14 protein-coding genes are annotated in these 24,267 nt (G+C 65.1%); 7 read left to right on the top strand and 7 right to left on the bottom strand.

Annotated features, from left to right (window positions below):
• Positions 1-47: 47 nt before the first annotated feature.
• Positions 48-1,664, bottom strand: a complete 1,617-nt coding sequence (locus tag ACQR1L_RS19870) for an ABC transporter substrate-binding protein (protein ID WP_434859618.1) — start codon at positions 1,662-1,664, stop codon at positions 48-50.
• Between ACQR1L_RS19870 and ACQR1L_RS19865 the strand changes: the two genes are divergently transcribed.
• A complete protein-coding gene (locus tag ACQR1L_RS19865) occupies positions 1,645-1,887 on the top strand; it encodes a hypothetical protein (RefSeq protein WP_434859617.1) in 243 nt (80 codons plus the stop codon). The two genes, ACQR1L_RS19870 and ACQR1L_RS19865, sit on opposite strands and share 20 nt — an antisense overlap.
• 26 nt (positions 1,888-1,913) lie before the next feature.
• Positions 1,914-3,509 (top strand): ABC transporter substrate-binding protein, encoded by a 1,596-nt coding sequence (locus ACQR1L_RS19860; RefSeq protein ID WP_434859616.1) that lies wholly within the window; start codon positions 1,914-1,916, stop codon positions 3,507-3,509.
• A 277-nt stretch (positions 3,510-3,786) separates the two neighbouring features.
• Here ACQR1L_RS19860 and ACQR1L_RS19855 read toward each other — a convergent pair whose 3' ends face one another.
• Both ACQR1L_RS19855 and ACQR1L_RS19850 read right to left on the bottom strand, forming a co-directional pair.
• Positions 3,787-6,018, bottom strand: coding sequence for a CHASE2 domain-containing protein (locus ACQR1L_RS19855; RefSeq protein WP_434859615.1), 2,232 nt, complete (start codon positions 6,016-6,018; stop codon positions 3,787-3,789).
• A 108-nt stretch (positions 6,019-6,126) separates the two neighbouring features.
• Positions 6,127-12,426: an Npun_F0296 family exosortase-dependent surface protein gene (locus ACQR1L_RS19850; RefSeq protein WP_434859614.1), complete on the bottom strand. Its 6,300-nt coding sequence runs from the start codon at positions 12,424-12,426 to the stop codon at positions 6,127-6,129.
• A 621-nt stretch (positions 12,427-13,047) separates the two neighbouring features.
• Between ACQR1L_RS19850 and ACQR1L_RS19845 the strand changes: the two genes are divergently transcribed.
• The 3 genes from ACQR1L_RS19845 to ACQR1L_RS19835 all read left to right on the top strand — a co-directional run bounded on the left by ACQR1L_RS19845 (position 13,048) and on the right by ACQR1L_RS19835 (position 16,235).
• Positions 13,048-13,767, top strand: coding sequence for a transglutaminase-like cysteine peptidase (locus ACQR1L_RS19845; RefSeq protein WP_434859613.1), 720 nt, complete (start codon positions 13,048-13,050; stop codon positions 13,765-13,767).
• 195 nt (positions 13,768-13,962) lie between these two features.
• Positions 13,963-14,712 (top strand): ABC transporter ATP-binding protein, encoded by a 750-nt coding sequence (locus tag ACQR1L_RS19840; protein WP_434859612.1) that lies wholly within the window; start codon positions 13,963-13,965, stop codon positions 14,710-14,712.
• On the top strand, positions 14,709-16,235 hold the full coding sequence (locus tag ACQR1L_RS19835) for a permease (RefSeq protein ID WP_434859611.1): 1,527 nt from the start codon (positions 14,709-14,711) through the stop codon (positions 16,233-16,235). Before ACQR1L_RS19840 ends, ACQR1L_RS19835 begins: the two co-directional genes overlap by 4 nt.
• A 5-nt stretch (positions 16,236-16,240) precedes the next feature.
• On the opposite strand, the gene ACQR1L_RS19830 is transcribed toward ACQR1L_RS19835, so the two are convergent.
• The gene (locus tag ACQR1L_RS19830; RefSeq protein ID WP_434859610.1) at positions 16,241-17,143 is read right to left on the bottom strand and encodes an alpha/beta fold hydrolase; all 903 of its coding nucleotides are present in this window, start codon (positions 17,141-17,143) and stop codon (positions 16,241-16,243) included.
• A 111-nt stretch (positions 17,144-17,254) separates the two neighbouring features.
• On the opposite strand from ACQR1L_RS19830, the gene ACQR1L_RS19825 reads away from it, so the two are divergent.
• Positions 17,255-18,070, top strand: coding sequence for an MBL fold metallo-hydrolase (locus tag ACQR1L_RS19825; protein ID WP_434859609.1), 816 nt, complete (start codon positions 17,255-17,257; stop codon positions 18,068-18,070).
• Here the strand turns inward: ACQR1L_RS19825 and ACQR1L_RS19820 are convergent.
• Positions 18,067-18,519 carry a cupin domain-containing protein gene (locus tag ACQR1L_RS19820; RefSeq protein WP_434859608.1) on the bottom strand — a complete coding sequence of 151 codons (453 nt, stop codon included), beginning with the start codon at positions 18,517-18,519 and terminating at the stop codon, positions 18,067-18,069. The two genes, ACQR1L_RS19825 and ACQR1L_RS19820, sit on opposite strands and share 4 nt — an antisense overlap.
• A 326-nt stretch (positions 18,520-18,845) precedes the next feature.
• Between ACQR1L_RS19820 and ACQR1L_RS19815 the strand changes: the two genes are divergently transcribed.
• Positions 18,846-19,316, top strand: a complete 471-nt coding sequence (locus tag ACQR1L_RS19815; protein ID WP_434859607.1) for a DUF4399 domain-containing protein — start codon at positions 18,846-18,848, stop codon at positions 19,314-19,316.
• A gap of 93 nt (positions 19,317-19,409) precedes the next feature.
• Here ACQR1L_RS19815 and ACQR1L_RS19810 read toward each other — a convergent pair whose 3' ends face one another.
• Together ACQR1L_RS19810 and ACQR1L_RS19805 are read right to left on the bottom strand one after the other, a co-directional pair.
• A complete protein-coding gene (locus ACQR1L_RS19810; RefSeq protein WP_434859606.1) occupies positions 19,410-22,091 on the bottom strand; it encodes a methyl-accepting chemotaxis protein in 2,682 nt (893 codons plus the stop codon).
• 325 nt (positions 22,092-22,416) lie between these two features.
• Positions 22,417-23,673 (bottom strand): aminopeptidase, encoded by a 1,257-nt coding sequence (locus tag ACQR1L_RS19805; RefSeq protein ID WP_434859605.1) that lies wholly within the window; start codon positions 23,671-23,673, stop codon positions 22,417-22,419.
• Between the last annotated feature and the right edge of the window lie 594 nt (positions 23,674-24,267).

Here is a 24,267-nt window from a genome sequence, read left to right as displayed (position 1 = left end):
GCGAGATCAGCCTGCGAACGTGGACGAATACTCCACCACGCCAACAACTACTCCACCGAGATCGGCGAGAAGTCGATGAACCAGCTCTTCGGCTGCACCACGCCTTTCACCTTAGGGCTCATCGCGCGCGGGCCGACGTCGTGGGCGACGTAGAGGAAGGCGGCATCATCGACCGACGCCGCATGCAGCTCGGCCAGCGCCTTGTCGCGCTCGGTCGGATCGAAGGTCTGGCGCGCCTTTTTCACCAGCTCATCGAACTTCGGGTTGTTGATGAAGCCCCAATTATTCGACACCGGCGGCGCCATCGACGACTGCAGGAAGCGCACCAGCGCGAAGAACGGGTCCATCGCCGCATAAGTCACGTTGGTGGCGTTGGCGCCGTTGGCCGAGGCATCCTTGGCGCCGCGGCGCCAGTTGGTGAACAGCGTGTTCCACTCGATGACGTCGAGCTTGACGTCGAAATAGCACTCCGCCAGCGCCTGCTGCAGATACTCGTTCATCGGCAGCGGCTGCATCTGGCCCGAGCCGGAGGCCGAGGTCTGCGTCTTCACCTCGAGCTTCTTGTTCGGACCGTAGCCGGCCTCCTGCATCAGCTTCTGCGCGGCCGCCTTGTCGTACTTGATCTCGAAGGTGACGTTGCCGCGCCAGGGATGGCCCTTCTCGAAGGTGCCGCTCGCCGGCACCATCAGACCGGCCAGCAGGCCGTCGCGCAGGCCCTCGCGATCGATGCAGAGATTGGCGGCCTTGCGGACGCGGATGTCGTTCCACGGCGAGCCCTCGATGCGCGAGAACTGCCACGGCCAGACATGCGGCTGCTCATTGGCGTAGAGCTTGAAGCCGCGCTGCTTGATCTCCGGCAGCGCATCCGGCGCCGGCGCCTCGACCCAATCGACCTGCCCCGACAGCAGCGCCGCGGTGCGCGCATTCGCTTCCGGCATGGGCAACAGGATCATCTTGTCGGTCTTTGGGACGCGCGCCTTGTCCCAATAGGCCTCGTTCTTGACGAGCTCCAGCCGCTCGCGCGGCGTGAACTTCGCCATCTTCCACGGGCCTGTGCCCGCGGCGTCCTTGGCGAACGCCGCCCACGCGGCTTGCGACTTCGCCTTGTCATCGGCGCCGGTGGCGGACTCATAGAGCTTCTGCCACTTCGCCGGGCTCGCCATGAACAGATTGGTGAGGTTGATCGGCAGGAAGCTGTCCGGCTCCTTGGTCGTCAGCTCGACGGTGAGATCATCGATCTTGCGCGCAGAGGCGAGCGTCGGCATGCGCGAGGCGGTGACGCCGACCTGGCTCGGATCGAACTGCGGCGCGTCCTGCTTCAGCACCTTCTCGACGTTCCACACCACGGCGTCGGCATTGAACGGCGCGCCATCGTGGAAGGTCACGCCCGGACGCAGCTTGAAGGTCCACTTGGTCTTGTCGGCGTCGTCCACCTTCCACTCGGTGGCAAGGCCGGGAATGACGACGCTCGGCTTGTCCGCGGACGACAGGTCCCACATCGTCAGCGCGTCGTACATCGTGAGGCCGGTGAAGCGGTTCCCCTCAAAACCCTGGTCGGGCTGGCCGAGCGTGCGCGGAATATCGGCGGCAGTCATGCCGATGCGCAGCACCGACTCCGCGCCGGCCTGCGCCGGCAGCATGAGGATGGCGGCGCTCGTCATCATCGCGGTCGCAACGGCCGCGCGCTTTTTCAGTGAGGTCGCAAGACGCAAAAGCACGATGGAGATCTCCGATCAGCTGGCTAATTTCTGGGCAGCATTATGCAACGCCTATGCCAGCGGTGCTCCCAAGCGCCCGCCTGCGACGCGTGGTCACAACCGTTTGTGCTCAAACGATCCCGCCGGAGGGCTTGGCACCCGTATTGCAGGTTTGGCGCGTCGAATTTGATCCGGTTTTTACGGAGCTTCACACTGATGCGTATGAAATTGTCCTTGCTGGCGACTGCGCTTGCGCTCGGCATCTCTACTATGGCCGCGCATGCTGAAACGGTTCTGCGCTACGGCATCTCGATGGCCGACATCCCGCTGACGACCGGCCAGCCCGATCGCGGCGCCGGCGCCTATCAGTTTACCGGATACACGATCTACGATCCGCTGGTTGCGTGGGACATGAGCGTCGCCGACAAGCCGGGCAAGCTGATCCCGGGCCTTGCCACCGAGTGGAAGGTCGACGATTCCGACAAGACCAAATGGCGCTTCACTCTGCGCAAGGGCGTGAAGTTCCACGACGGCAGCGACTTCAATGCCGATGCGGTGATCTGGAATCTGGACAAGGTGCTCAACGATAAGGCACCGCAGTTCGACAAGCGGCAGAGCGCGCAGGTCAAGACACGGCTTCCGTCGGTGGCGAGCTACGCCAAGATCGACGACTCCACGGTCGAGATCACGACGAAGACGGTCGACTCCTTCTTCCCCTATCAGATGCTGTGGTTCCTGATTTCAAGCCCGGCGCAATATGAGAAACTCGGCAAGGATTGGGACAAGTTCGCCAGCCAGCCCTCGGGCACCGGCCCGTTCAAGCTGACCAGACTGGTGCCGCGCGAGCTTGCGGAGCTAACAAAGAATTCCGAATATTGGAACAAGGACCGGCTGCCGAGGACCGACAAGCTCGTGCTGGTGCCGATGCCGGAGGCGCTGACGCGCACCAATGCGCTGCTCGCCGGCCAAGTCGACCTGATCGAGACGCCGGCACCGGATGCGGTGCCGCAGCTCAAGGCCGCCGGCATGAAGCTCGTCGACAACGTCACGCCGCATGTCTGGAACTATCATCTCAGCGTTCTTCCAGGTTCGCCCTGGACCGACATCCGCCTGCGCAAGGCGCTCAACCTCGCGATCAATCGCGATGAGGTCGTGGGCCTGATGAACGGTCTCGCCAAGCCGGCCAAGGGCCAGGTCGACCCGTCGAGCCCGTGGTTCGGCAAGCCGAGCTTCGAGCTGAAATATGATCTCGCCGCCGCCAAGAAGCTGGTCGAGGAGGCCGGCTACTCGCCCGCCAAGCCGCTGAAGACCACCTTCATCATCGCACAGGGCGGCACCGGCCAGATGCTGTCGCTGCCGATGAACGAGTATCTGCAGCAGAGCTTCAAGGAGATCGGCATCAACATCGACTTCAAGGTCGTCGAGCTCGAGACGCTCTACACGCATTGGCGCAAGGGCGCGGCCGACGAGATGAACGCCGGCATCACCGCCAACAACATCGCCTATGTCACCTCAGATCCGCTCTACGCCATCGTCCGCTTCTTCGCCTCCGACCAGATCGCGCCTGTGGGCGTCAACTGGGGTGGCTACAAGAACCCCAAGGTGGATGCGCTGATCGCCGAGGCCAAGCAGACGTTCGATCCGGCGAAGCAGGACGAGCTGATTGCGCAGGCCCATGCGCAGGTCGTCGATGATGCCGTGCTGGTCTGGGTCGTGCACGACACCAACCCGCATGCGCTGTCGCCGAAGGTGAAGAAGTTCGTCCAGGCCCAGCACTGGTTCCAGGACCTCACGACGATCGGGGCGGAGTAACGTTAGCTCCCCCTCTTCCGTCATTGCGAGCGAAGCGAAGCAATCCAGGGCCACGCCAACGACTCTGGATTGCTTCGTCGCTCCGCTCCTCGCAATGATGCGGAGAGGCTGTCGTCGCCAATCGACACGGTATGACACCGTTGGCGTTCAGGCTCGGCACAATGACGCGTCGTAGGGTGGGCAAAGGCGCGCAGCGCCGTGCCCACCGTTCTCGCTCAATATTCTTTGGCAAGATGGTGGGCACGCTTCGCTTCGCCCACCCTACAGATCATCCGCGCTATTTCGACGTCAGGGCGTGCGCGCCGTTCCAATTGTCCGGCGGCGGGCTCTGCTGATAGGCGCGGATACGCTCTTCGTAGAGATCGAACAGCTTTGCCAGTTCCTTCGCCTCATCCTTTTTCCGGCCTCGCGCGATCGCGGCCAGCGCCTCGTCCCAGTCGCGGCTGCGGTAGGCAGCCAGCATCTCGATCGTCAGGTTGCGCAGCAGCTGGAAGCGCTCGGAATACATCACGTCTTCGCGGCCGGTGATCGCATAGATCACTTCAGGTTCGGACTTGCCCTTCACCATGATGAAGTCGAGCTCGAGGATCGCAAGCCGGTCCTTCACCGCCATCGCGGTCGCCGCGCCGACGATGATCGGAAAACCGTATTCCTTGGTCTGGCCTTCGAGACGCGAGGCGAGGTTCACGCTGTCGCCGAGCACAGAATAGTTCTTCTTCAGCTCCGAGCCCATGTTGCCGACGACACCGATGCCGGTATTGAGGCCGATGCCGACGTTGAGCGGAATATAGACATGACCGCCATGGGCCGCCTCCTGCTCACGCTCGCGATTGACCTCGTCGATCCTGTCCAGCATGTCGAGCGCAGCCGTGCAGGCATTGAGTTGGTGCTCCCGATCGTCGAGCGGCGCGTTCCAGAATGCCATGATGGCATCGCCCATGTATTTGTCGACGTAGCCCTTGCGCGCGATGATCGCGTCGGTCAACGGTGTCAGGAAGCGGTTCATGAGCGCCGTCAAACCTTGCGGATCGTGCTTATAGCTTTCCGAGATCGAGGTGAAGCCGCGGACGTCCGAGAACATGATTGTCATCTCGCGCTCCTCGCCGCCGAGCACGAGCTTCTCCGGCGATTGCGCGAGCTGCTCGACCAGCACCGGCGACATGTATTGCGCGAACCAGCCGCGGATTTCCCTGCGCTGCTGCTGCTCGCGGATGAAGCTCGCGAAGATCAGCGTCAGATAGATGGATGTCGTCGACAGCATCGGATAGGTGAAGTCGATCAGGATCCGGTGCTGCTTGTAGAAGTACCAGGAGACGCCCAGCAGCGCGCTCGCGAACACAGCTCCGACGAGCACCAGCGTGACGGCACCGAGCCGGGGCGCGAACACGATGACGAGCAGGCCGAGCAGCACGGCGCCGAAGAATTCAACGACGATGCCCCAATACGGCCTGGTCAGGATCGAGCCCGTGAGCACCGACTCAAGCACCTGGGCATGCACCTCTACGCCCGGCATGGCCGCGTAGACCGGGGTGGTCTTGATGTCGCTCAGGCCGATCGCGGATGGTCCGATCAGGATCAGCTTTCTTGAGATCTTCTCCGGCGGCACACGCCCCTCGAGCACATCGATCGCGGAGACGTAGATCGACGGATCGTGATTGGCGTAATGCACCCAGATCTTGGCGTTGCCGTCAGTCGGAATCTGAAGGGGGCCGAAACCGATGCTGGTAATACCACCTGTATCGGCCTTGACCCGAACCGTGTCCACGCCGGCCACGACCCGCAGCGTCTCGAAGCTCAGCGCCAGCATCTTGATGTCCTGCGCCCGCATCACCATGGGCACCCGGCGGACGATGCCGTCGCGCTCCGGCTCGATGGTGAAGAGGCCACGCCCGGCTGCGGCGTGCTCGATCAGCGGTACGTTGCGCAGCAGCCCCGGGAACGGCTCCATGAAAGGGACCGGGTCTCCCAGTTCCGCAAAGCCGGTCTCCGGCAGCGTCTTGTCGGGTTCGGCCCGGACGTCGCGGCTCGCCGTCTCCCCGAGAACGACGCGCGACCGTCGTATGGCGTCGGCCAAAACCTGATCGTTGGATGGCAGCGCCTTCAGCTTTTCTCGCGTTGCCTCGTCGAGATTGGGAAAGGTCTCCGCGGCGAGGGCGGGATTGAGCCGGTCGGGCTCGGCGAACACGACGTCGAATGCAATGACGAGGGCACCGAGTTCGGTCAATCTGTCGACGATCTCGGCAATTCGCGTCCGGGGCCAGGGCCACTGCCCGAGCTTGGGATCGGCAACGCTCTTCTCGTCGATGTCCACGATCGTGACCGGGCGAATAGTCTTGACCCGCGGACTCAATGCCTGGAAATTGTCGAACGTCCGCAGGCGCAGTTCCTGCACCAGCGCAGGGTCGGCAACGCGTAGCGCCGCGAAGGCCATCATCAGCAGCAGGCAGATCGCACGCGCATAGCCGAACCTGCGCGCGAACCATCGTGGGACTGCTCTCAACCGCTTCATAAAGAATCCGATATCACGCCGAGGCCGACGATCCGAGACTTCTGATCATCCCGAAGGGATGTCGCGCTCGGCAAACCCGCCATCCGCATCGCGGCGGCGAGCGCAGACTCAAACCAGGTGGAAGCCGTCGTGCTGCGCCTTGAACTGCTCCAGCGTCACGCCCTTGAGCGTCAGCGTATCATGCGCCGCATCGGTGATGACGGTGTCGTGGCCGTTGTTGGCGGACTGCGCCGCAGCCACCAGCGCGTCGACGCTGGCGAACAGCGAATGGTCGAACTCGACGACGTCCTTGTTGAGGTTGAGGTCGCCGATCGTGGCGCTGCCGAAGTTCGGGTTGAAGACGAAGGTGTCGTTGCCGCCCTTGCCGAAGATCGTGACGCCGCCGCCGACATTGACGAAATTGTCGTCCTGGCCCGTGCCGTTGATCGTCGATGCGCCGTTGCCGGCCAGCGTAATCGTGAGCGACTTGGCGCCGGACGTGTCGTGACCATCGCTGACGACCGCCTGATAGGTCACGGTCAGCGTATCGCCCGGCTTGAGGAAATCCAGGTTCACAGCATCCGGATGATAGGTCCAGTGCAGCACCTCCTTGTGGCCATCGGAGGTCGCGGTGTCGAAGGTGATCGCCGCGGCGCTGGCCAGGGCGTCAAGATGGACATTCTCGGGCAAGCTCGACGAGCCATTGTACTTGACGATGCCCTGGCCGAGCACGGACGCGGTCAGCGTATCGCCGATATCCTTGTCGCGAACCGTCAGAGTGCCCGACATGTCGCTCGACAGCTTCACCGGCTGATCCGGGATGTAGCCGGCCGACACATTGTCCAGCTCGAAGGCGTTCTGGCTGCTGGCGAGCACGACCTTGTTGAACGGCGTCAGGCCGAGAAATTCGACATAGCCGTTCGACGCAGACGACGTCTGGCCGCCATTGGCGATCAAGGGCGCGACGTCGCTGCCTGTATAGGACGCGACCAGCTTGGTGCCGTTGTAGAACGAGATGCTGTTGTAGTTGTCGACCGATCCCCAATACAGCCCGAAACTGTTCTTGATGCTGTCGAAGGTGATCGTCTCGTGCGCGTTGGCGCCGATGGTGAGATATTTGGTCTGGTCGCGGCCGCCATCCATGTAGGGCGCCGACGACACCGACGAGGAGCCTTGCACGATCCCCGCGGCGCCGCTCGCCGTGAAGGTTGCGTGCAGGGCCTGGCTGTAGAAGCCGTCATGACCGCGGCCCTCGCCTTCGAAGTCCCGCGAGTTGTGATCGAACGTCTCGGTTGCCATGCCCGCGGTGTTGGTGGTGGCGGAACTCGCCAGCACGATTGCCCGCTCCGCCAGGATCACGGTCTGAACCGGCGGGTTGGTTTCACCGACAATGACGGGCGCATCATTGGCGCCCTTGACCGTGATGGTCACGGGCACGTCGACCACGCCACCACGACCGTCCGCGATTTCCACCGTGTAGGTCAGCGTCACCTGCTGATCGACGCCGAGATAGTCGAAGCCCTTGTCCTTGGCCGAGAAGGTCCAGGACTGAGATCCCGTGCCTCCGGAGCCGGAATCCGTCAGCGGCCCCAGCGACAGCCAGCTCAGCAAGACCGAACTGTCCGACGGAAGACCGTCCTGCGCGCCCTCGACCGCGACGCCGGTCACCTTCACTGCGTGAGTGTCAGTGACATCGGCGTCAATGAAGGTGATGGTGCCAGTTGCCGTATCTCGGAGTTTCGAGCCGGACGTATCCTCCCGCTCGGAGATCTCCGCGGCCTGCGCGTCTGAGGTGATGACGGGCTGATCGTTGGTCCCCGTGATGGTGACGACGACCGTCGAGATCGCGGTACCGCCCTGGTGATCGTCGACCGTGACCTTGGTGGTCACCGTGACGGTCTCGCCGGTACCGAGGAAATCGAGCGCGCCGTCGGCGATCGCATAGGTCCAGTCAACCGCACCATTGTTGGTGTTGGCGCCATGGCTCAATTGAAGCGCCTGCTCCAGCGCCGCGATCTGGCTGGAGGTCAGTTGACCTGACAAGTCTGTCTGATGATCAGCCGCCGTCCAGGTCACGCTCTGTCCGTCGGCAAGCACCGAGGCGGTCGGGCGATCCGTCAGGTCGATATCGGTGAACGCGATGGTGCCGCCAACGCTGTGCGCGTCGGCCACCCCGGTCTGCCCGGCCGTTTCAGCGATCGTACCCGCCTGGTCCGGATCGGCGATGACAGGCGCAGCATCCTCTGCCATCAGCGTGATCAGCGTTCCGCCATGGCCGTCGGTGCTTCCGGCGAAATGTGCGTTGCTGTAGTCGCCGACGAGGGTCAGATTGATGCTGTGCCCCTGACCGTCCGTCACGGTGAGCACGCCGGTTTCCGCGTCGTAGGACGCGGTGGTCGTGGCGCTCCAGGCGATCGTCGTCAGGTCGATCTTGTCGCCGACGCCGAGGCCGGCGATCTTGGCCGAGAGGCCGGTGTCGTCGACGACGAGTTCGCTGCTGCCCTCGCTGCTGAAGTCGATGGTCTGATCGACATGTCCATCGACCTTCAGCGTCGCGCCGGCATCGACCTTGATCTGGCCAGAGCCTTCGACAGTGCCGGTGATCTCGAACGTGCCGGCGACGATCTCGATGGTGCCTTCGTTGTAGATCGTTCCGCTGAGGCCGCTCAGGCCACTCGCCGTGATCGTGCCGCTGATGTGCAGCTCACCGCTGCCGCTGACCGTGGTGCCGATCAGTTCCAGGGTCGCGTCGAGATCGACGATGAACACGCCGGAATTCTCGACCTGCACGCCCGACAAGGTTACGCCCTGGCCGGCGATCTCCAGAGTCCCCGCGATCTGGACGTTCAGCGTTCCGCCAGTGAGGCTTGTGCTGCCGTCCAGGACCAGGGTCGACGGCACCGGCATATCGCCGGCATCATCGATGATGATCACGCCGCCGGCATTGTCGATCGTGACATTGTCGAACGTGGTCGCCGCCTCGGTCTCGACGTGCACCGTGCCGCGATTGACGAGATCGCCGCCGGTGATGGTGCTGTCCTCGATCAGCAGCAGCGCGCCCTCGTCCACCTGCACGATGCCGGAGCTGTCGACGGACACATCGACGAGGGTCGCCCCCGCGGCCGATGCGACCTCGAGCGTCGCCCCCTCGCCGATCGTCACGTCGACGCCGGTCAACACGGCGCCGCCCTCGAGGGTGAGGACCACCGAACCTTCCGCCAGCTGTCCGACGCTGTCGCCGATCAGAACGGCACCGCCCTGGACGGCGCTGCCGTCGATGGCGCTGTCGCCGTCGACCGAGATCGTCCCAGCGCTGGTGATGGCCCCGCCCGCGATGGTCGTGCCGCTCAGCGACAGCGCCCCGCTCAGCGCAATGGTGATCGCCGCGGCATCCGCATTCGTGATCGTTTCGTCTTCCAACGCATTGCCGCTGCCGGACACAGCGATGATGCCGGAATTGTCGACGATGCCTCCGATCAGGGCGCCATGGCCAGCAAAGGCGATCGTTCCGCCAGACTCGTTGGTGATCGTGCCCGCGGTGATGCTCGCGCGCGTCAAAGCCAGCGTCGCGGAGTCTTCCACCGTGATGCTGCCGCCCGCATTGTCGATGCTGGTGTCGCCGTCCAGCGTCAGTTCGCCATCGGCCTTGATGTCGATGAGGCCGACATTGGTCACGCTCTCATTCGAGAGAGTGTTCCCTGTACCGGATACATCGACCGTGCCGAAATTATCGAGCTCGCCGCCACGGATCTCAGCTCCGCCCGTCAACTGCAGCACCCCGCCGGGCTGCTCCGGACTCTCCTCGCCGTCCTGCAGCGTCCCGATATTCTGGATGACCGGCACGCCCTGGATCAGGATGGTGCCGCCGTCGATGCTGCCGCCATCGAGAGTCAGGGTGGCGCCGAGGTCGACCTGGATCAAGCCGGAGCGATCCTCACCGGCGTTCTCGACGTCGGCATGCACGACCAGCGTGCCGGCGCTGAGCTCGATCGTTCCGACGTTGCTGATGATCGCCGAGGCGCCGAACACGCCGCCGCCCGCCAGCAGCACCGTGCCGGAATTGTGCAGCTCGCTCTGGTCGAGCAGTTGCGCCGACCCGCCGACGCTGAGGATCGCATCCGAGAAATTGTAGATGCGGGAATCGGCCTTGGCCGTCAGCGCGCCGCTGATCGTCAGCGTGCTGTGATTGTCGAGCTGCGGGACCGCCCCGCCGCCGAAATCGTTCAGGCTCACCGATTTGGCGAAGGCGGCCGAGTCGATCGTCACCGGGAAGGCGGGCGTCAACCCGTGCAACTGATCGGTGATGATGATGACGTCGTCGGCCGCGGTCGGAGCAAGGCCCGTCGCCCAATTCGCGCCGTCGCTCCACAGCATGACCTGGGCGCCGCTCTGCCCATCGGGCTGGGTCGTGGCGATCCAGACCACCGCGGGATCGTCGGTACCGGTAATGGTGACCGTGACCGTCTGCGTCGATGTCGCGCCTTGCGAATCCTTCAAGGTCACCGTGTAGGTGAGCGTCAGGGTCTTCCCGGCCGGGATGAAATCGGCGACATAGACCGGAAGGTCGGCCAGGGTCCAATTGATCTTGCCCGTGCCGCTGCCGGTGCTGTCCAACGCCAGCGACGCCGTCAGCGCCTGCTCGAACAGCGCCAGCGGAGCCGGCGGGATGCTGCCACCGCCCTCGAGAACCGCGCTGCTCAGCTTGGCCGAGACCGTATGGGTATCGGTGAGATCGACATCCTTGAAGGTCAACGTGCCCGATGTCGGATCATCTGATGTCAGCGGCCCGCCGGGAACGCTGGTGCCGCCCTCGAACGCAACCGTCGGGACGCTCGCGACGATCTCGGGCTTGTCATTGGTGCCGGTCACCGTGATCGTGATCGGCACCTCCGTATACTCGTTGGACGGCGCGAAATTGTTGTCGACACGCACCACGTAGGTCAGCGTCAGCGTCTCGCCGGCGGCCAGGAAGTCGAAGGACTTGTCCGGAACGCTGTAGGTCAGCGTTGCCGAGCCGAAGTTCTTGTTCGTGGGATCGGGCACCACCGTGATCTTCACGGCCGTCGCCATCACGTCCTGCACTTGCAGGGCGTTCAACGAACCCGTGACATCGGCCTGATCCACGCTTTTGTAGGCGTAGGATTTGAAGCTGACGGAGACCGTCGGCTTGTCGATGGCATTGACGTCGAGGAAATTGACCCGGCTGAGGACGGTGTCGAAATCGGTCGTATTCCCGGTCTGGCCGGCGCGCTCGACCAGACCGAACGACGTCGTCAGCTTACCGTTGCTGTCGAGAATCCGGACCTCCGGCGCGCCCGGAAGATGCGACGGCTGCTCGGATGTCGTACTCGACGGCGTGGTCGGGGTGGTGGTGTCGGTCAGCTTGATGATCGGCGTCGCGCTGGTGCCGTTGGGCAGCGTCAGGGGCGCCAACGGCTGCAGCACGCCGATATCGGTGAAGTGGGTGTTCGATTTCGGATTCGTGTTGTCGGTGAACTTCAGCGAGAACACGTCGTTGATGAGCTTCTGGATATCCGGCGAGAGCGGCACGGCGCTCTGGTTCACCACGCCGTTGCTGATCTGAATCTGCTGGCCGGCCTGGTTGACCACGGCGATCGGCTGCAGCGTCGTCTTGTCGAACAGCACGTAGGATCCGGTGCGCCCGTCGGGCTCGACCAGCACCTGAAACTTGGCGTCCGGCAAACCGCCCTGACCCGGCACGCTGAAATCGATCTCGACCAGGACGGCGGTGCCGCGAATGCCCATGGTCGCGACCGGCGTGTCGACCTTCATGTCGCCATGCTTGGCGGTCTCGCCGGCGACGAAAGAGATCGTGCCCGCGACCAGGCTGATCAGCGACGAGTTGTTCGACCCGTTGGGGTCGTAGACCATCTCGTTCAGCACCATCCGCGCATTCGAGGAGAGGCCGAACACGGTGCCGTCGATGAAGGTGATGCCGAGCGTCGAATTCGAGCCGGACTGGACGATATCGCCCTTCTCGACGTTGTCGCCGTTGTGAAGCAGGATCGACACGCCGTTGCGGATCACCGTCGCGGTGCCGACCAGCTTCGTCACGTGCCCGATCACCTTGCCGCCCGCAGCGGCGGCGCCGGCCTGACTGACCTGCACCGCGCCCGACAGCGCATTGACGAGGTCGCCGGTCAGATGCGCGCCATCCGGCGAGGCCAGCGGCGCCCGCTTCTCGCCCTTGAAATAGTCGGGGAGCACGAGGTCTCGACCGTCTGACGACAGGATCAGATCGACGCCGGATCGCTTGAAATCGGCACTGAACAGAAAATGCGCATCCGGAACGACGATCGCATCCGCCGGCGCGTGAGCGGGTGGCACGTCCAGCCGCACAGACGCGTGCGCGGGGGTGCCCAGGCCATCGGAGAAAAGCGCGGCGTCAGACTTGCCAGCGTAATTCACGGGGCCACCGAACTATGGTTAATGAATACATAAGAATGAGCGTTCAAAGCGTCCATATCACTGGTGGGTGCCTGGAGGAACCATCTTCAGCTTGTGCCCCCGAGGGCTGGAAACTGCGCCTCCCGCGGGATTGCTTCGATAATGTCAAGATTTCGCCGTCTTTTCGGCTGACGCCGCAAAACACTTACAAGTATTCAGTCAGCGTCATTTGGCTAACCAAAGTAATCTGAAGTACTTTGGAAGACATGATTACCTTTCCTGACCTCGGCATCCTCACCGGCGTACCCTTATGATCGGATTTCAAGTCGAGCAGTGTGATCGGGCCAACAAGAATCAAAGATTTGCATCAATTTAGCAGGAGCTGCGGCTCGACGCAGGCCACAACCTTGCCGCGAATCCGAGAGATGGTCGCGACCCTGGCTCGCCTTTCGTTAGAATTTGTCGCATCGGCGCAACACAACGTTCAGCGTGAAGGTCGAGATTTGATCGCCCGTGCGCCGGCCTTAAGTCTGGGCCAAGGGGTCCCCGCCCATGCTGCATGCAACATCGGGTTCCGCCAGGCGCTGCATTGCGCCGGAGGAGATCTGGGGCATGGGGCGTCACATGACTATTCTCAAGCTGATGCGCGCGTCGCTGGCCGTCGCCGCGACCGTCGCGGTCGTCTGGACGGGCGATCCGGCAGGGGCAGGCCCGATCGGCCAGCCGTTGGGACTGGCAACCACCATTCGCGCGACGGCAGAACCTTTCGGGCTGATACGCGTCGACCTGCAGACGGGCTCGCTGGCCAGCAAATGGGCGGCGCTCGCGCGCAAGCTCGACGACGAGCGGGTTCAATTGGCGCTGTGCGACGGTGACCGCGCGCACTGCGTTTCGCCGGCCGCGCTCAGCCTCTTGGCCATCGTCGACCAGGGCCGTCTCCGCACCGGCCGGGCCCGGCTCGGCGAGATCAACCGCGCCATCAATCTGTCCATCCGGCCGGCCAGCGACCTCGACCAGTATGGCCAGATGGACGTCTGGGCCTCGCCGCTGGCGACCTTCGATCGCCATGCCGGCGACTGCGAGGACTATGCGATCGCCAAGTTCGTCGCCCTGCGGCTGGCGGGGATCGACGCGGACGACCTGCGCATCGTGATCCTGCGCGACATCGTCCGCGGCGAGGATCACGCCGTCGCCGCCGCCCGCCTCGACGGACACTGGCTGCTGCTCGACAACCAGCGCATGGCCATGATCGAGGACAGCGATGCGCAGCGCATCCACCCCTTGTTCGTGCTCGACGAGACAGGCATCGGCCGATTCCAGCCGGCCCCCATGCTGGCGGAGATGGCCGGTTTGACCCGCTAGCCTCCAGCATTCGAGCTGGAAAGATCGGATCGATGCCCCCATCATCGCCGTGATCCCGTCCGGACGCGGTGGTCCAATCGCCGGGGAACGCGTTGCTTCGAGGCGCGACCTGGCGTCCGCCGACGTGATCGAGCGGCCGTTCACCGCGCCGCAACGAGTTGCGTTCAAGTTGCCGACGCGAACCAACGAGCGGTCATGATGCCAGACAGCCCTGCCCTCGCCGTGCGAGGTCTCACCAAATGCTTCGAACGGCCGGCGGTCGATGGCCTCGACCTCGTGGTGCGTTCGGGCGAGTTCTACGCGCTGGTCGGTCCCAACGGCGCCGGCAAGACCACCACCCTGCGCATGGTCGCAGGGCTGCTGCGGCCGGATGCCGGACAGGTGGAAATCTTCGGCATCGATGCGCTGCGCGATCCGATCGCCGCCAAGCAGGTGATGGCGTGGGTCTCCGACGAGCCAATGATCTACGACAAGCTCACGCCGCTCGAATATCTGGAATTCGTCGCCGGGCTGTGGGGCATCGATCCCTCGACGTCCGGCCAGACCGCCCGCGATCTCTTGATCTCGCTCGGGCTCGAGCCGCATCTGCACGAGCGCTGTGAGGGCTTTTCCAAGGGCATGCGCCAGAAGGTGGCGCTGGCGGGCGCGCTCATTCATGATCCCCGGCTGATCATCCTGGACGAGCCGCTCACCGGTCTGGACGCCGTCTCCGCACGCCACGTCAAGGGCCTGCTGGCCGAGCGCGTCCGCCGCGGCGGCACGGTGATCATGACGACCCACATCCTCGAAGTCGCCGAGCGCATGGCCGACCGGATCGGGGTCATCGCCGCCGGTCGCGTGGTTGCCGAGGGCACGCTCGCCGAACTGCGCCAGCAGAATGGCCGCACCGACACCAGCCTCGAGGAACTCTTCATCGCTCTCGTCGAGGTGGAGTCCGCGGCATGACGCGGGCGGCGACGCTGGCCTGGTTCGCGCGCCACGAGCTCCGGCTCGCCTGGCGCGAATGGCTCGGCATGATCACCGCCGGCAAGCGCCGCCGCACGCGCGCGGCTATCATCGGCCTCGTGCTGTTCGGCGCGGTCATGCACGTGCCGGCCTGGGTCGTGGTCGGCCGCTATGCCGACCTCGCGCCGCCGCTCGACAAGACCGCGCTGATCGTCGTCACCGCGACCATCATGCTGTCCTGGGCCCTGATGCTGTCGCAGGCGATCGAGTCGGTGACGCGCGTGTTCTACGCCCGTGCCGATCTCGATTTGATCATGTCGTCGCCGGTGCGACTCGCCGAGATCTTCTCGGTCCGGATTGCCGCGATCGCGCTGTCCGTGACCAGCATGGCGCTGCTTCTGGCAACACCGTTCGTCGACGTCCTGCTGATCGAAGGCGGCGTGCGCTGGCTCGCGGCCTTCGTCGTGGTCGCAGCGGTGGGACTGTCTGCCGCCGCGATCGCCATCGCCATCACCATCATCCTGTTCCGCCTGATCGGTCCTGCGCGCACACGGCTGGTGGCGCAGATCCTGGCCGCGGTCATCGGCGCCGGGTTCGTGATCATGCTGCAGATCGCGGCCATCATGTCCTATGGCACGCTGTCGCGCTTCGCCATCCTCACCTCCGATGCCGCGGCGGCGATCGCGCCCGATCCCGACAGTCTCGTCTGGCTGCCGGCGCGCGCGGCGCTCGGCGACGGCCAGGCGCTGCTGATCCTGCTGGCTGCCGGATTGCTGCTGCTCGGCGTCGTCATGCTGGTGTTCTCGCCGCGCTTTGCCGACACGGCGATCAGCGCTGCGGCCCAGGGGGTCTCGACCCGCGCCGGCGCGAAGATCCGGGCGTTCCGCGGCGGCTCGCGGCAGCAGGCGCTGCGCCGCAAGGAATTCATGCTGCTGCGGCGCGACCCCTGGCTGATCTCGCAGACGCTGATGCAGCTGCTCTATCTGGTGCCGCCGGCCTTGTTGCTGTGGCGGAGCTATTCCGACAGCTCGCAGGCCGTCATCCTGATCACGCCGGTCATCGTCATGGCCGCCGGCCAGCTCGCCGGCGGCCTGGCCTGGCTCACGATCTCCGGCGAGGACGCGCCGGAGCTGGTCGCCACGGCGCCCCTGCCGGCCTCGCGGATCGTGCGCGCCAAGATCGAAGTGGTGCTGATCGCGATCACGCTGATCTTCGCCCCCCTGGTGCTCGCGTTCGGCTGGATCGCTCCGGCCCAGGCGGCGGTTACCGCCGCCGCGGTGCTGATCGCAACCGTCTCCTCCACCGCGATCCAGCTCTGGTTCCGCATCCAGGCGCGGCGCAGCCAGTTCCGCCGCCGCCAGACCTCGTCCCGGCTCGCGACCTTCGCGGAAGCCTTCTCCTCGATCGGCTGGGCTGCGACTGCAGCGCTCGCGCTGGCGCTGCCCGAAGGGGCCGTGATCTGCGGGCTGATGACCGCAGCGCTGCTGTTCTTCGCCTGGAAGCTGAGCCCGGCTCGGGCCTGACAGTTTCAGCGCAGCACCTCCATGACGGCAGCCGTGAACGCCTCGGGCGCCTCCTGCGGCAGATTGTGGCCGGCGCGCGGGATCACGCGATGCGCGATCCGGTTGCTGAATTTTCCAGCGTGCGCACGGCCGTCGGTCGCCGGGGTGACGCCATCGGCATCGCCATCGAGCGTGATCGTGGGCGCGGTGATGACGGGCTGCGCCGCCAACCGTTGTTCGAGCTCCTGATAGCGCGGGTCCCCCTCGGCCAGGCCGTAGCGGTGGCGATAGCTATGGATCACGACATCGACGTGATCCGGATTGTCGAAGGCCTCGGCCGAGCGCGCGAAGGTCGCATCGTCGAAGCGCCAGTTCGGTGACCATTGCTGCCACAGCAGCCGCGCGATTTCGGCGCGGTGGGCGGCGAGCCCGGCGCGGCCGCGTTCGGTCTGGAAGTACCATTGATACCAATAGGCAAATTCCTGCGGGACCGAAGCAGGCTTGAGCGCCTTCGCGATATCCTGGATGGCATAGCCCCCCACCGAGACCAGACCGGCGCAGCGTTCCGGCCACAGCGCCGCGCCAACGCAGGCCGCCCGTCCGCCCCAATCATAGCCGGCGAACACGGCACGCGGGATCGCCAGCGCATCGATCAGCGCGATGAGGTCGGCGCCGATCGCCGCCTGCTGACCCGATCTCGGTATCGACGGATCAAGGAAGCACGTCGACCCGTAGCCGCGGACGTAGGGCACGATCACCCGGCAGCCCTGCGCGGCGAGGCGCGGCGCGACGTCGACATAGGAGTGGATGTCGTAGGGATAGCCGTGCAGCAGGATGACGGCCGGACCATCGGCCGGTCCGCTTTCGAAATAGGCAATGCGCAGCACGCCTGCATCAATCTCGCGCAGCGGCTGTAGTCGAGCAGTCATGACATCCTCCCACGTCGTCCACCCGCCCTCATCGATCGGTGCGTTGTGGTGAGGATAGTGAAGATGCGGTTTAGGCGCTACACTCGCAGCTGCCGTTGAAGGGGAACCGACATGCTGCGCTCGCTGGTCTCGCTGCTCGCCGTCCTGATCTCGTTCGCAACGCCTGCGCTGGCGCAATCGGGGCCGCGCACCAGCGAGTGTCTCGCGATGGCCGGCAACACGCCGCGCGCGATGCCTGTCAGCCTGCGCCGGACGGCCGCCGCCAACGAGGTGACGATCACCTATGCCGGTCATTCGACCTACTTCATCGACACGCCGATGGGCATCCGCATCGCCACCGACTACAGCGGCGCCTATCAGGTCGGGCGGCTGCCGGACGTCATCACCATGAACCGGGCGCATTCGACGCACTACACGCTGGCGCCCGATCCGCGCATCCCGCACGTGCTGCGCGGCTGGGGCGACGACGGCAAGCCGGCGCAGATCTTCGAGCGCATCGGCGACGTGCTGGTCCGCAACATCACCACCGACATCCGCCGCTATTTCAGCGACTCGCTCGGCGCCGACATGATCAAGGACGGCAACTCGATCTTCATCTTCGAGGTCGCCGGCCTGTGCATCGGCCATCTCGGCCATCTGCACGTCAAGCTCGACGAGACGCATTTCGCCGCGATCGGCCGGCTCGACGTGGTGATGGTGCCGATCGACGGCACCTACACGATGTCGCTGGACGGCATCTCGGAGATCACCAAGCGGCTGCGCGCCTCGGTGGTGCTGCCGATGCACCGCTTCGCGACGCCGCTCGATGAGTTCATGCGCAAGATCGGCCAGCAGTTCGAGATCGACCGCCGCACCGAGCGGTCCTTGAAGATGTCGCGCGAGCTTTTGCCGTCGAGTCCGACCGTTATTATCCTGGACGGGGTCTAGGCGCCCGCGAGGCTGGTGCCGCGGCGACCTTCCGGGGTCAGGAACATGCGCTTGAGCTTGTTGATCACGCGCACCGCCAGCCCGAGCACGTAAGGCTGCGTCTTCAGGCAGAAGGCGAGCTTCTTGACGTGGCCCTCGACATGCCACTTCGCATGCGCGCCGTCGCGGAAGAAGACCACGTCGCCCGGCCCGTAACGCTTCGCCGGCATCCCCTCGCTCTCCAGCACGATCGCGCCTTCGAGGATCAGGATGGTCTCGTCGAAATCGTAGTACCAGTTGAACTTGCCCTCGGTGCAATGCCAGACGATGGTCGACCCGAGGCCGTCGCTGCTGCGCGCGATGGTGCAGGAGGTCGCGGTCGGATTGCCCTCGATGATCCAGGACGGCTCGATCGGCGCCGGCGCCAGGTCGACGGTGAGATTGGCGGTTTCGATCAGGGACGGCGACATCATGGACCTCAAATGCATCGGGCTGAAATGTTCCGGCGGGCGCCGGCATGAGCCCGCGACCGTAGCGGGTTGCACCTAACCGGTGCTTTCCGCGGTCGTTAAGATTTGATCGGATCGCCGCGACCTGCGGTCGCATCACAACCACGCCAGCGCTATAAACATCACGCGGGCGCCGCAATTTGTTCGCGGCCTCGCCAAACCTGATGATCTACTGTTTGCCCGCACTGCAAGATGCGGTCGCGCCACCTCCGGTAGCCCTCCGCCGCCTTGTGCCGTGCCTTCACCTTTAGAGATTTGCCGACGTCGCAGAGATAAGGATTTCCAGGATGCGCCGACTGAGACTCGCCCTCACGCTGTCCGCCGCCACGCTCGCAACCACGCTCGCAGCCGCCAGCCTCGTCATGGCCGGCGAGACGCCGGCTCCCGACAACGCCAAGGCCTACTTCATCAACCTGAAGGACGGCGACAAGGTGACCTCGCCGGTCCTGATCCGCTTCGGCCTGTCCGGCATGGGCGTCGCGCCGTCCGGCACCGAGGCCCCGAACACCGGCCACCATCACCTCCTGATCGACGCGCCCGCGCTCGAGGGCGACGCGCTGAACGAGGCCATTCCCGTGGACGCCGGCCACGTGCATTTCGGCAAGGGCCAGACCGAGGCCTCGGTCCCTCTGACGCCCGGCCAGCACACGCTGCAGCTCGTGCTCGGCGACTGGAGCCACATCCCGCACAACAAGCCGGTCATGTCGGAGCGCATCACCATCACCGTCGAGCCCAGCACCCAGGCCAAGTCTCCATAAGTCCGAAGTCTCCATGAGTCCGGAGCCGCGCAGCTTGTGATCCGGCGAGCTGCGCCGCCTCCCGTTGCTGCATTTCTGACACCCCGCGCTCATCTACGTCTTGAACGCCAGCCGCAGGCCGCCCCAGTGGCGATCCCTGATCCTGATCGGCACATCGATCTCCTTCACGATCATCGTGACTCCGCCGCCCATGTCGCGCTCGTAGCGTTGCGCGAGATGCCCGCGGAGCGTTCGCGCAGCCGCCATGCCGGCGCGGTCCTTATAGAAGCGGCGGTTGCGGCTGTTTGCGACGTTCCAGGCCTGGTCGCCCGGCCGTTGCGGCTGCGAGACCTTGCGGTTGTGGGTCGGGATGTAGGCATTCCTGTCGATCGCGACGCAAAACACGACGTTCGGATCGGCGGCCAAGGCCGCCTCCTGGAGCGGCGCCAACAAGCGGTCGCAGAGGGTCGTGAACGGAGCTTCGAACTGCTCGGGATCGGTGCCCGCAATCCGCCGGTAGTCGAAATCGAACCAGGTCGCGATGGTGCTCTCGCCTGACGCGATCGACTGCTCGATCGCGGCCGTGATCCTGTCGGCCACCGCCATTGCCGCATCGACCTGAGCCTGGTCGGCGCCGTCGATCTTGGCGAGGAGGGCCGTGACACCGCGATGCTCGCTCTCGCCGGCATCGCGAAAGCTGACGTGAACGTCGCGATTGCCGATCGCAACGATCTCGCCTTCGACCGCGCCGAACGCCGCGCAGTCCACCTTCACAGGCTGCTGCTCGGCAAGACCGACGACATCCATCGCGGCGCGGAAGCGCAGGCCGCCCGCGGAGAGATCGAGCACGGTCCCGTCGATATGTCCTCCGCGGCCATGGAGGCGCGCGGCAATGCTCACGGGCCGGCGCATGTCGGACGTCCGGCGGTCGCCGACGCTCGAGCTGCGCAGCGACACCATGAGGTTGGCGCGCAACTCCGAGACCCGGCCATTGGTGCCGGTCACGAGCTCCGACACGGCCTGGGTCTGCTGCTCGATCTGCGACGAGCGGCTGGAGATCCGGGTGACATTCTCCGCGACCAGGGCCACGCCGGACGAGGCCTCGGCGAGACTGCGCGCGACCTCGCGCAAGGTCGCCTCCTGCTCCTCGGCCGCCGCGGCCATCGCGGCGCTCGCGCCATCGATGCTGCCGATCGCCGCACTGATCTTGCTGATCACGGCGGTCGAGTCCGAGGTGGCGCTCGAGATGCGGTCGATGCGCTGAGCGATGTCGTCGGCAGCCTCGGACGTCTTGCGCGCCAGCGCCTTGACCTCATGCGCGACGATCGCGAACCCGGCGCCGGCCTCGCCGGCGCGCGCCGCCTCGATGGTGGCGTTGAGCGCCAGCAGATTGGTCTGCGCCGCCACCTCCGCGATCGTGCTGACCACCGAGGAGATCTGCTCGGCGGCATCGCTCAAGGCAGCGACCGTCGATCCCGCCTGCTGCGCTTCGCGCGCCGCGCGGCTGGCGAGCTCTGCCGTCTCGGCCGCGCGCTGCGCGATCTCCCGTCCCGTCGCCGACAGCTCTTCCGCCGAGCTCGACACCGTGGTGACGTTGCTGCTCGCGCTGGCGGAGGCCTGCGCGACCATGCCGGCCTCGCTCGCGATCGTCTTCGCCTCCGACACGGCCTGCGCGCTGCGCGTCGAGGCGTCGCTGCTGATCGTCATCACCTCGGCGACGGCGCAATCGAGATCCGTCTCGAGCAGCTCCCACATCTCGGCGAACATCCGTTTGCGCTCGCGCTCGGCAACCTCCTTGGCCCTGGCCTGCTCCTCGGTGAGGCGCCGGTTCTCCAACAGCTTGCCGTGGAAGATGCCGAGCGCGTGCGAGATCTGGCCGACCTCGTCGCGGCGCTTGACCTTCTCGAGGCGGACGTCGAGATCGTTCTGCGCCAGCCGCTCCATCGCGCGGGCCATCTGCAGCAGCGGCGAAGCGAGCCAGCGGCCGAACAGGAACGCGCCTGCGGCGGTGACCAGCAGCGTGATGCAGATCGACCAGAACACGTAGTCCTTGACCGCGGCAAGCTCGGCCTTGACCACCCCGAGCCGCTGGTCGGCCGCGGACCTGATCGCCTGCAAGGTCGGGCTGATGCTGTCATAGTGCCGCGTCAGCTCGGCCGCTTCAGCCATCAGCTTGGTTTGTCCAGCCATGTAGGCTAGGAAGCTCTCGCGATAGATGGTCATCAGCTTGACGATCTCGGCCTTGACCGCCTCCGGCAGATCGGCCTTGGCGAGCTCGGGGCCGAACTCGTCGACGCGCTTGCGCAGATCGTCACCATATTTGGGATCGCCGCGCAGCATGAAATCCTTCTCGTGCCGGCGCATCATCAGCATCAGCACGGCGAGGCGCGGCTGGTCGTATTTCGTCAGCTGGCTCTCGATCGAGCGGACGGCGCCGCGCAGCTTGCCCTGAAGGCCGTCGTTCTCGTTGAAGCCGATGAGCTTCTGCGCGGCGACGAGGTTGGCGAACCGGCTCGCATATCCGTTGACGGCCTCGCGCGACGCGGCGGCCTGCCGCGCGGTCTCGTCATCCGGGTTCGCCGCGAGGATCTGGTCGACCTGGTCGAGCCGCGACGTGATCGACGTAACGGTCTGGTCGTGCGCCGCGACCTTGGCGTCCGACGGGTTCTGCAGGAATTCAGTCGCAATCCCCCGCGCCTGCAACAGCCCTTCCCGGATGCCGCCGCTCAGGCCGGCCAGCGTTGCAACGCGATCCGCGATCTGCTGGCTGCGCCGCTCGATCGAAAGGCCTGCCAAATACAGGCAGCCGATGACCGCAACACCGGCCACTCCAAGACAAAGAATTTGGCCTCTCAGCCCAAATCGAATTCCGCCGCGCGCCGGACTCACATCCGAAACGACCATCGCTGTTCCCTATGCGTCTATGAAGTAACAGCGGCGAGTTTTATGCGTTTTGCTTAATGACGAACTAATTACGATAGGCACGACGAAACAATTCAACTCATGGATGCAGTAGATTTACGGGATTTCCCGTCGACCTACGCGCTGCCCAACAGCCCTACTCACGCTCTCGTGCAGTCGGCGGCCCGTCATGCGACGGACCGCCAACACGCGAATCAGATTACGCCCACTCGCCGTTGCGGAACACCGGCACGCGGCGGCCATCGGCATGAACGCCATCGATGTTGGTCTCGGCGGCGCCGATCATCCAGTCGATATGGATCAGGCTCTGGTTGCCGCCTTGCGCGGCGATCTGCTGCGGCGACAGCGAGGTGCCGTTGACGAAGCACTTCGAGTAGCACTGGCCGAGCGCGATGTGCGAGGCGGCGTTCTCGTCGAATAGCGTGTTGTAGAACAACAGGCCGCTCTTGGAGATCGGCGAGGAGTGCGGCACCAGTGCCACCTCGCCGAGGCGGCGCGCGCCCTCGTCGGTGTCGAGCACCTTGTTCAGCACCTCCTCGCCCTTCGACGCCTTTGCTTCGACGATGCGGCCCTCTTCGAACTTGACCTGGATGTCGTCGATCAGCGTGCCCTGGTAGGACAGCGGCTTGGAGCTTCGAACGTGACCGGACACGCGGCGGCAATGCGGCGTCGTGAACACTTCCTCGGTCGGGATGTTGGCGTTGCAGGTGATGCCGTTCTTCGCGGTCGAGGCGCCGCCTTCCCATTCGTGCCCGTCGGCCAGGCCGATCGTGAGATCCATGCCGGGGCCGGTGTAATGCAGCGCATGGAAGCGCTGGCCGTTGAGCCATTCGGTGCGCTCGCGCAGCACCGCGTTGTGGCGCTCCCAGGCGGACACCGCATCCTCGCGGTCGACTCGCGACGCGGCGAAGATCGCGTCGGCAAGCTTCGCCACCGCGACCTCCTCCGGCACATCAGGGAAAACCAGCTTGGCCCAGGCCGGGCTCGGATAGGCGATGATGTTCCAGTTGGTCTCGAAATTGGTGATCTTCTCCAGCGCCGGCTGATAGGCCTTGGAGTTGGCCTTGCTGGCGCGCGCGACCTTGGCCGGATCCTGGCCCGACAGCAGCATCGGATTGTCACCGACGATCGCGAGCCGCGCGGTGTTCTCGGTGAACGCCTTGGCCATGCCCTGGTAGAGCCAGTCCGCGGCCCGGTCGAAGCTGGTGTCGTGACCATAGCGATAGCGAGCGAGCGTCAGCTCCTCGTCGGAAAAGAACGAGGTCACGATGCCGGCGCCGGCCTTGTAGGCGTGCTCGGCCACCTTGCGCACCAGCGGCAGCGCCACCGACGGCGCCGTCAGCAGCAAATCCTGCCCCGGCCGCAGTTGCAGCCCGACCTTCACCGCCACCTCGGCAAGGCGGTCAAGCTTCACGGGATCGATAGCGGTATCGAAGCTTCGGGGGTGTGCGGTCATCTTGTATCCAGTTCCGTTGCTTGGGATGTTGAAGAGATAGGCCAATGGATGGAGCGGTCAATGGCGAAGGCCGCGCCGCATTCTCCACCGTCGTCCCGGGCAAGCCACGGCGCGCGCCAGCGCGATGTGGCGCCGACCCGGGACCCATAGCCACCGGGGGAGTCGTTGCGCGAGCTGGCCGCTCCAGCGTGCCTCATACGAACGCTGCGGAGTATGGGTCCCGGATCAGCGCCGCGACGCGCCTTGCGCGTCACGGCTTGTCCGGGACGACAACGGATTGTGGCACAGACATTCATCCTCGCGCCCGCTTTCGCGTCCGAGTGTTGCTCGTTCAGTCACCCTCTCCACCGAGGGTGCAGGGAGAGCCGGGCCTCGACTGAGGCCCGTGGCCCGCCTGCGGAAAAAAATGCAGGCGGCAGGTACCACAGGTCCAGCCGGAACGACCCGGCCCTCCCTGCGCGATGGCGTTACGGCTGCTTCGCGCTCTCCCAGGTGCACCGGGCTTTCTGGCCACCTTTCGCGACAAGGCGCTTCTCGCGCCTTGCGCGGGACACCAGCATCGGGGTGTCAGGACCACGCGACTTGACCGTGCGG

Source organism: Bradyrhizobium sp. HKCCYLR20261 (genome assembly GCF_051168435.1).
GTDB lineage: Bacteria > Pseudomonadota > Alphaproteobacteria > Rhizobiales > Xanthobacteraceae > Bradyrhizobium.
This window is presented reverse-complemented; position numbering and strand designations above follow the sequence as displayed.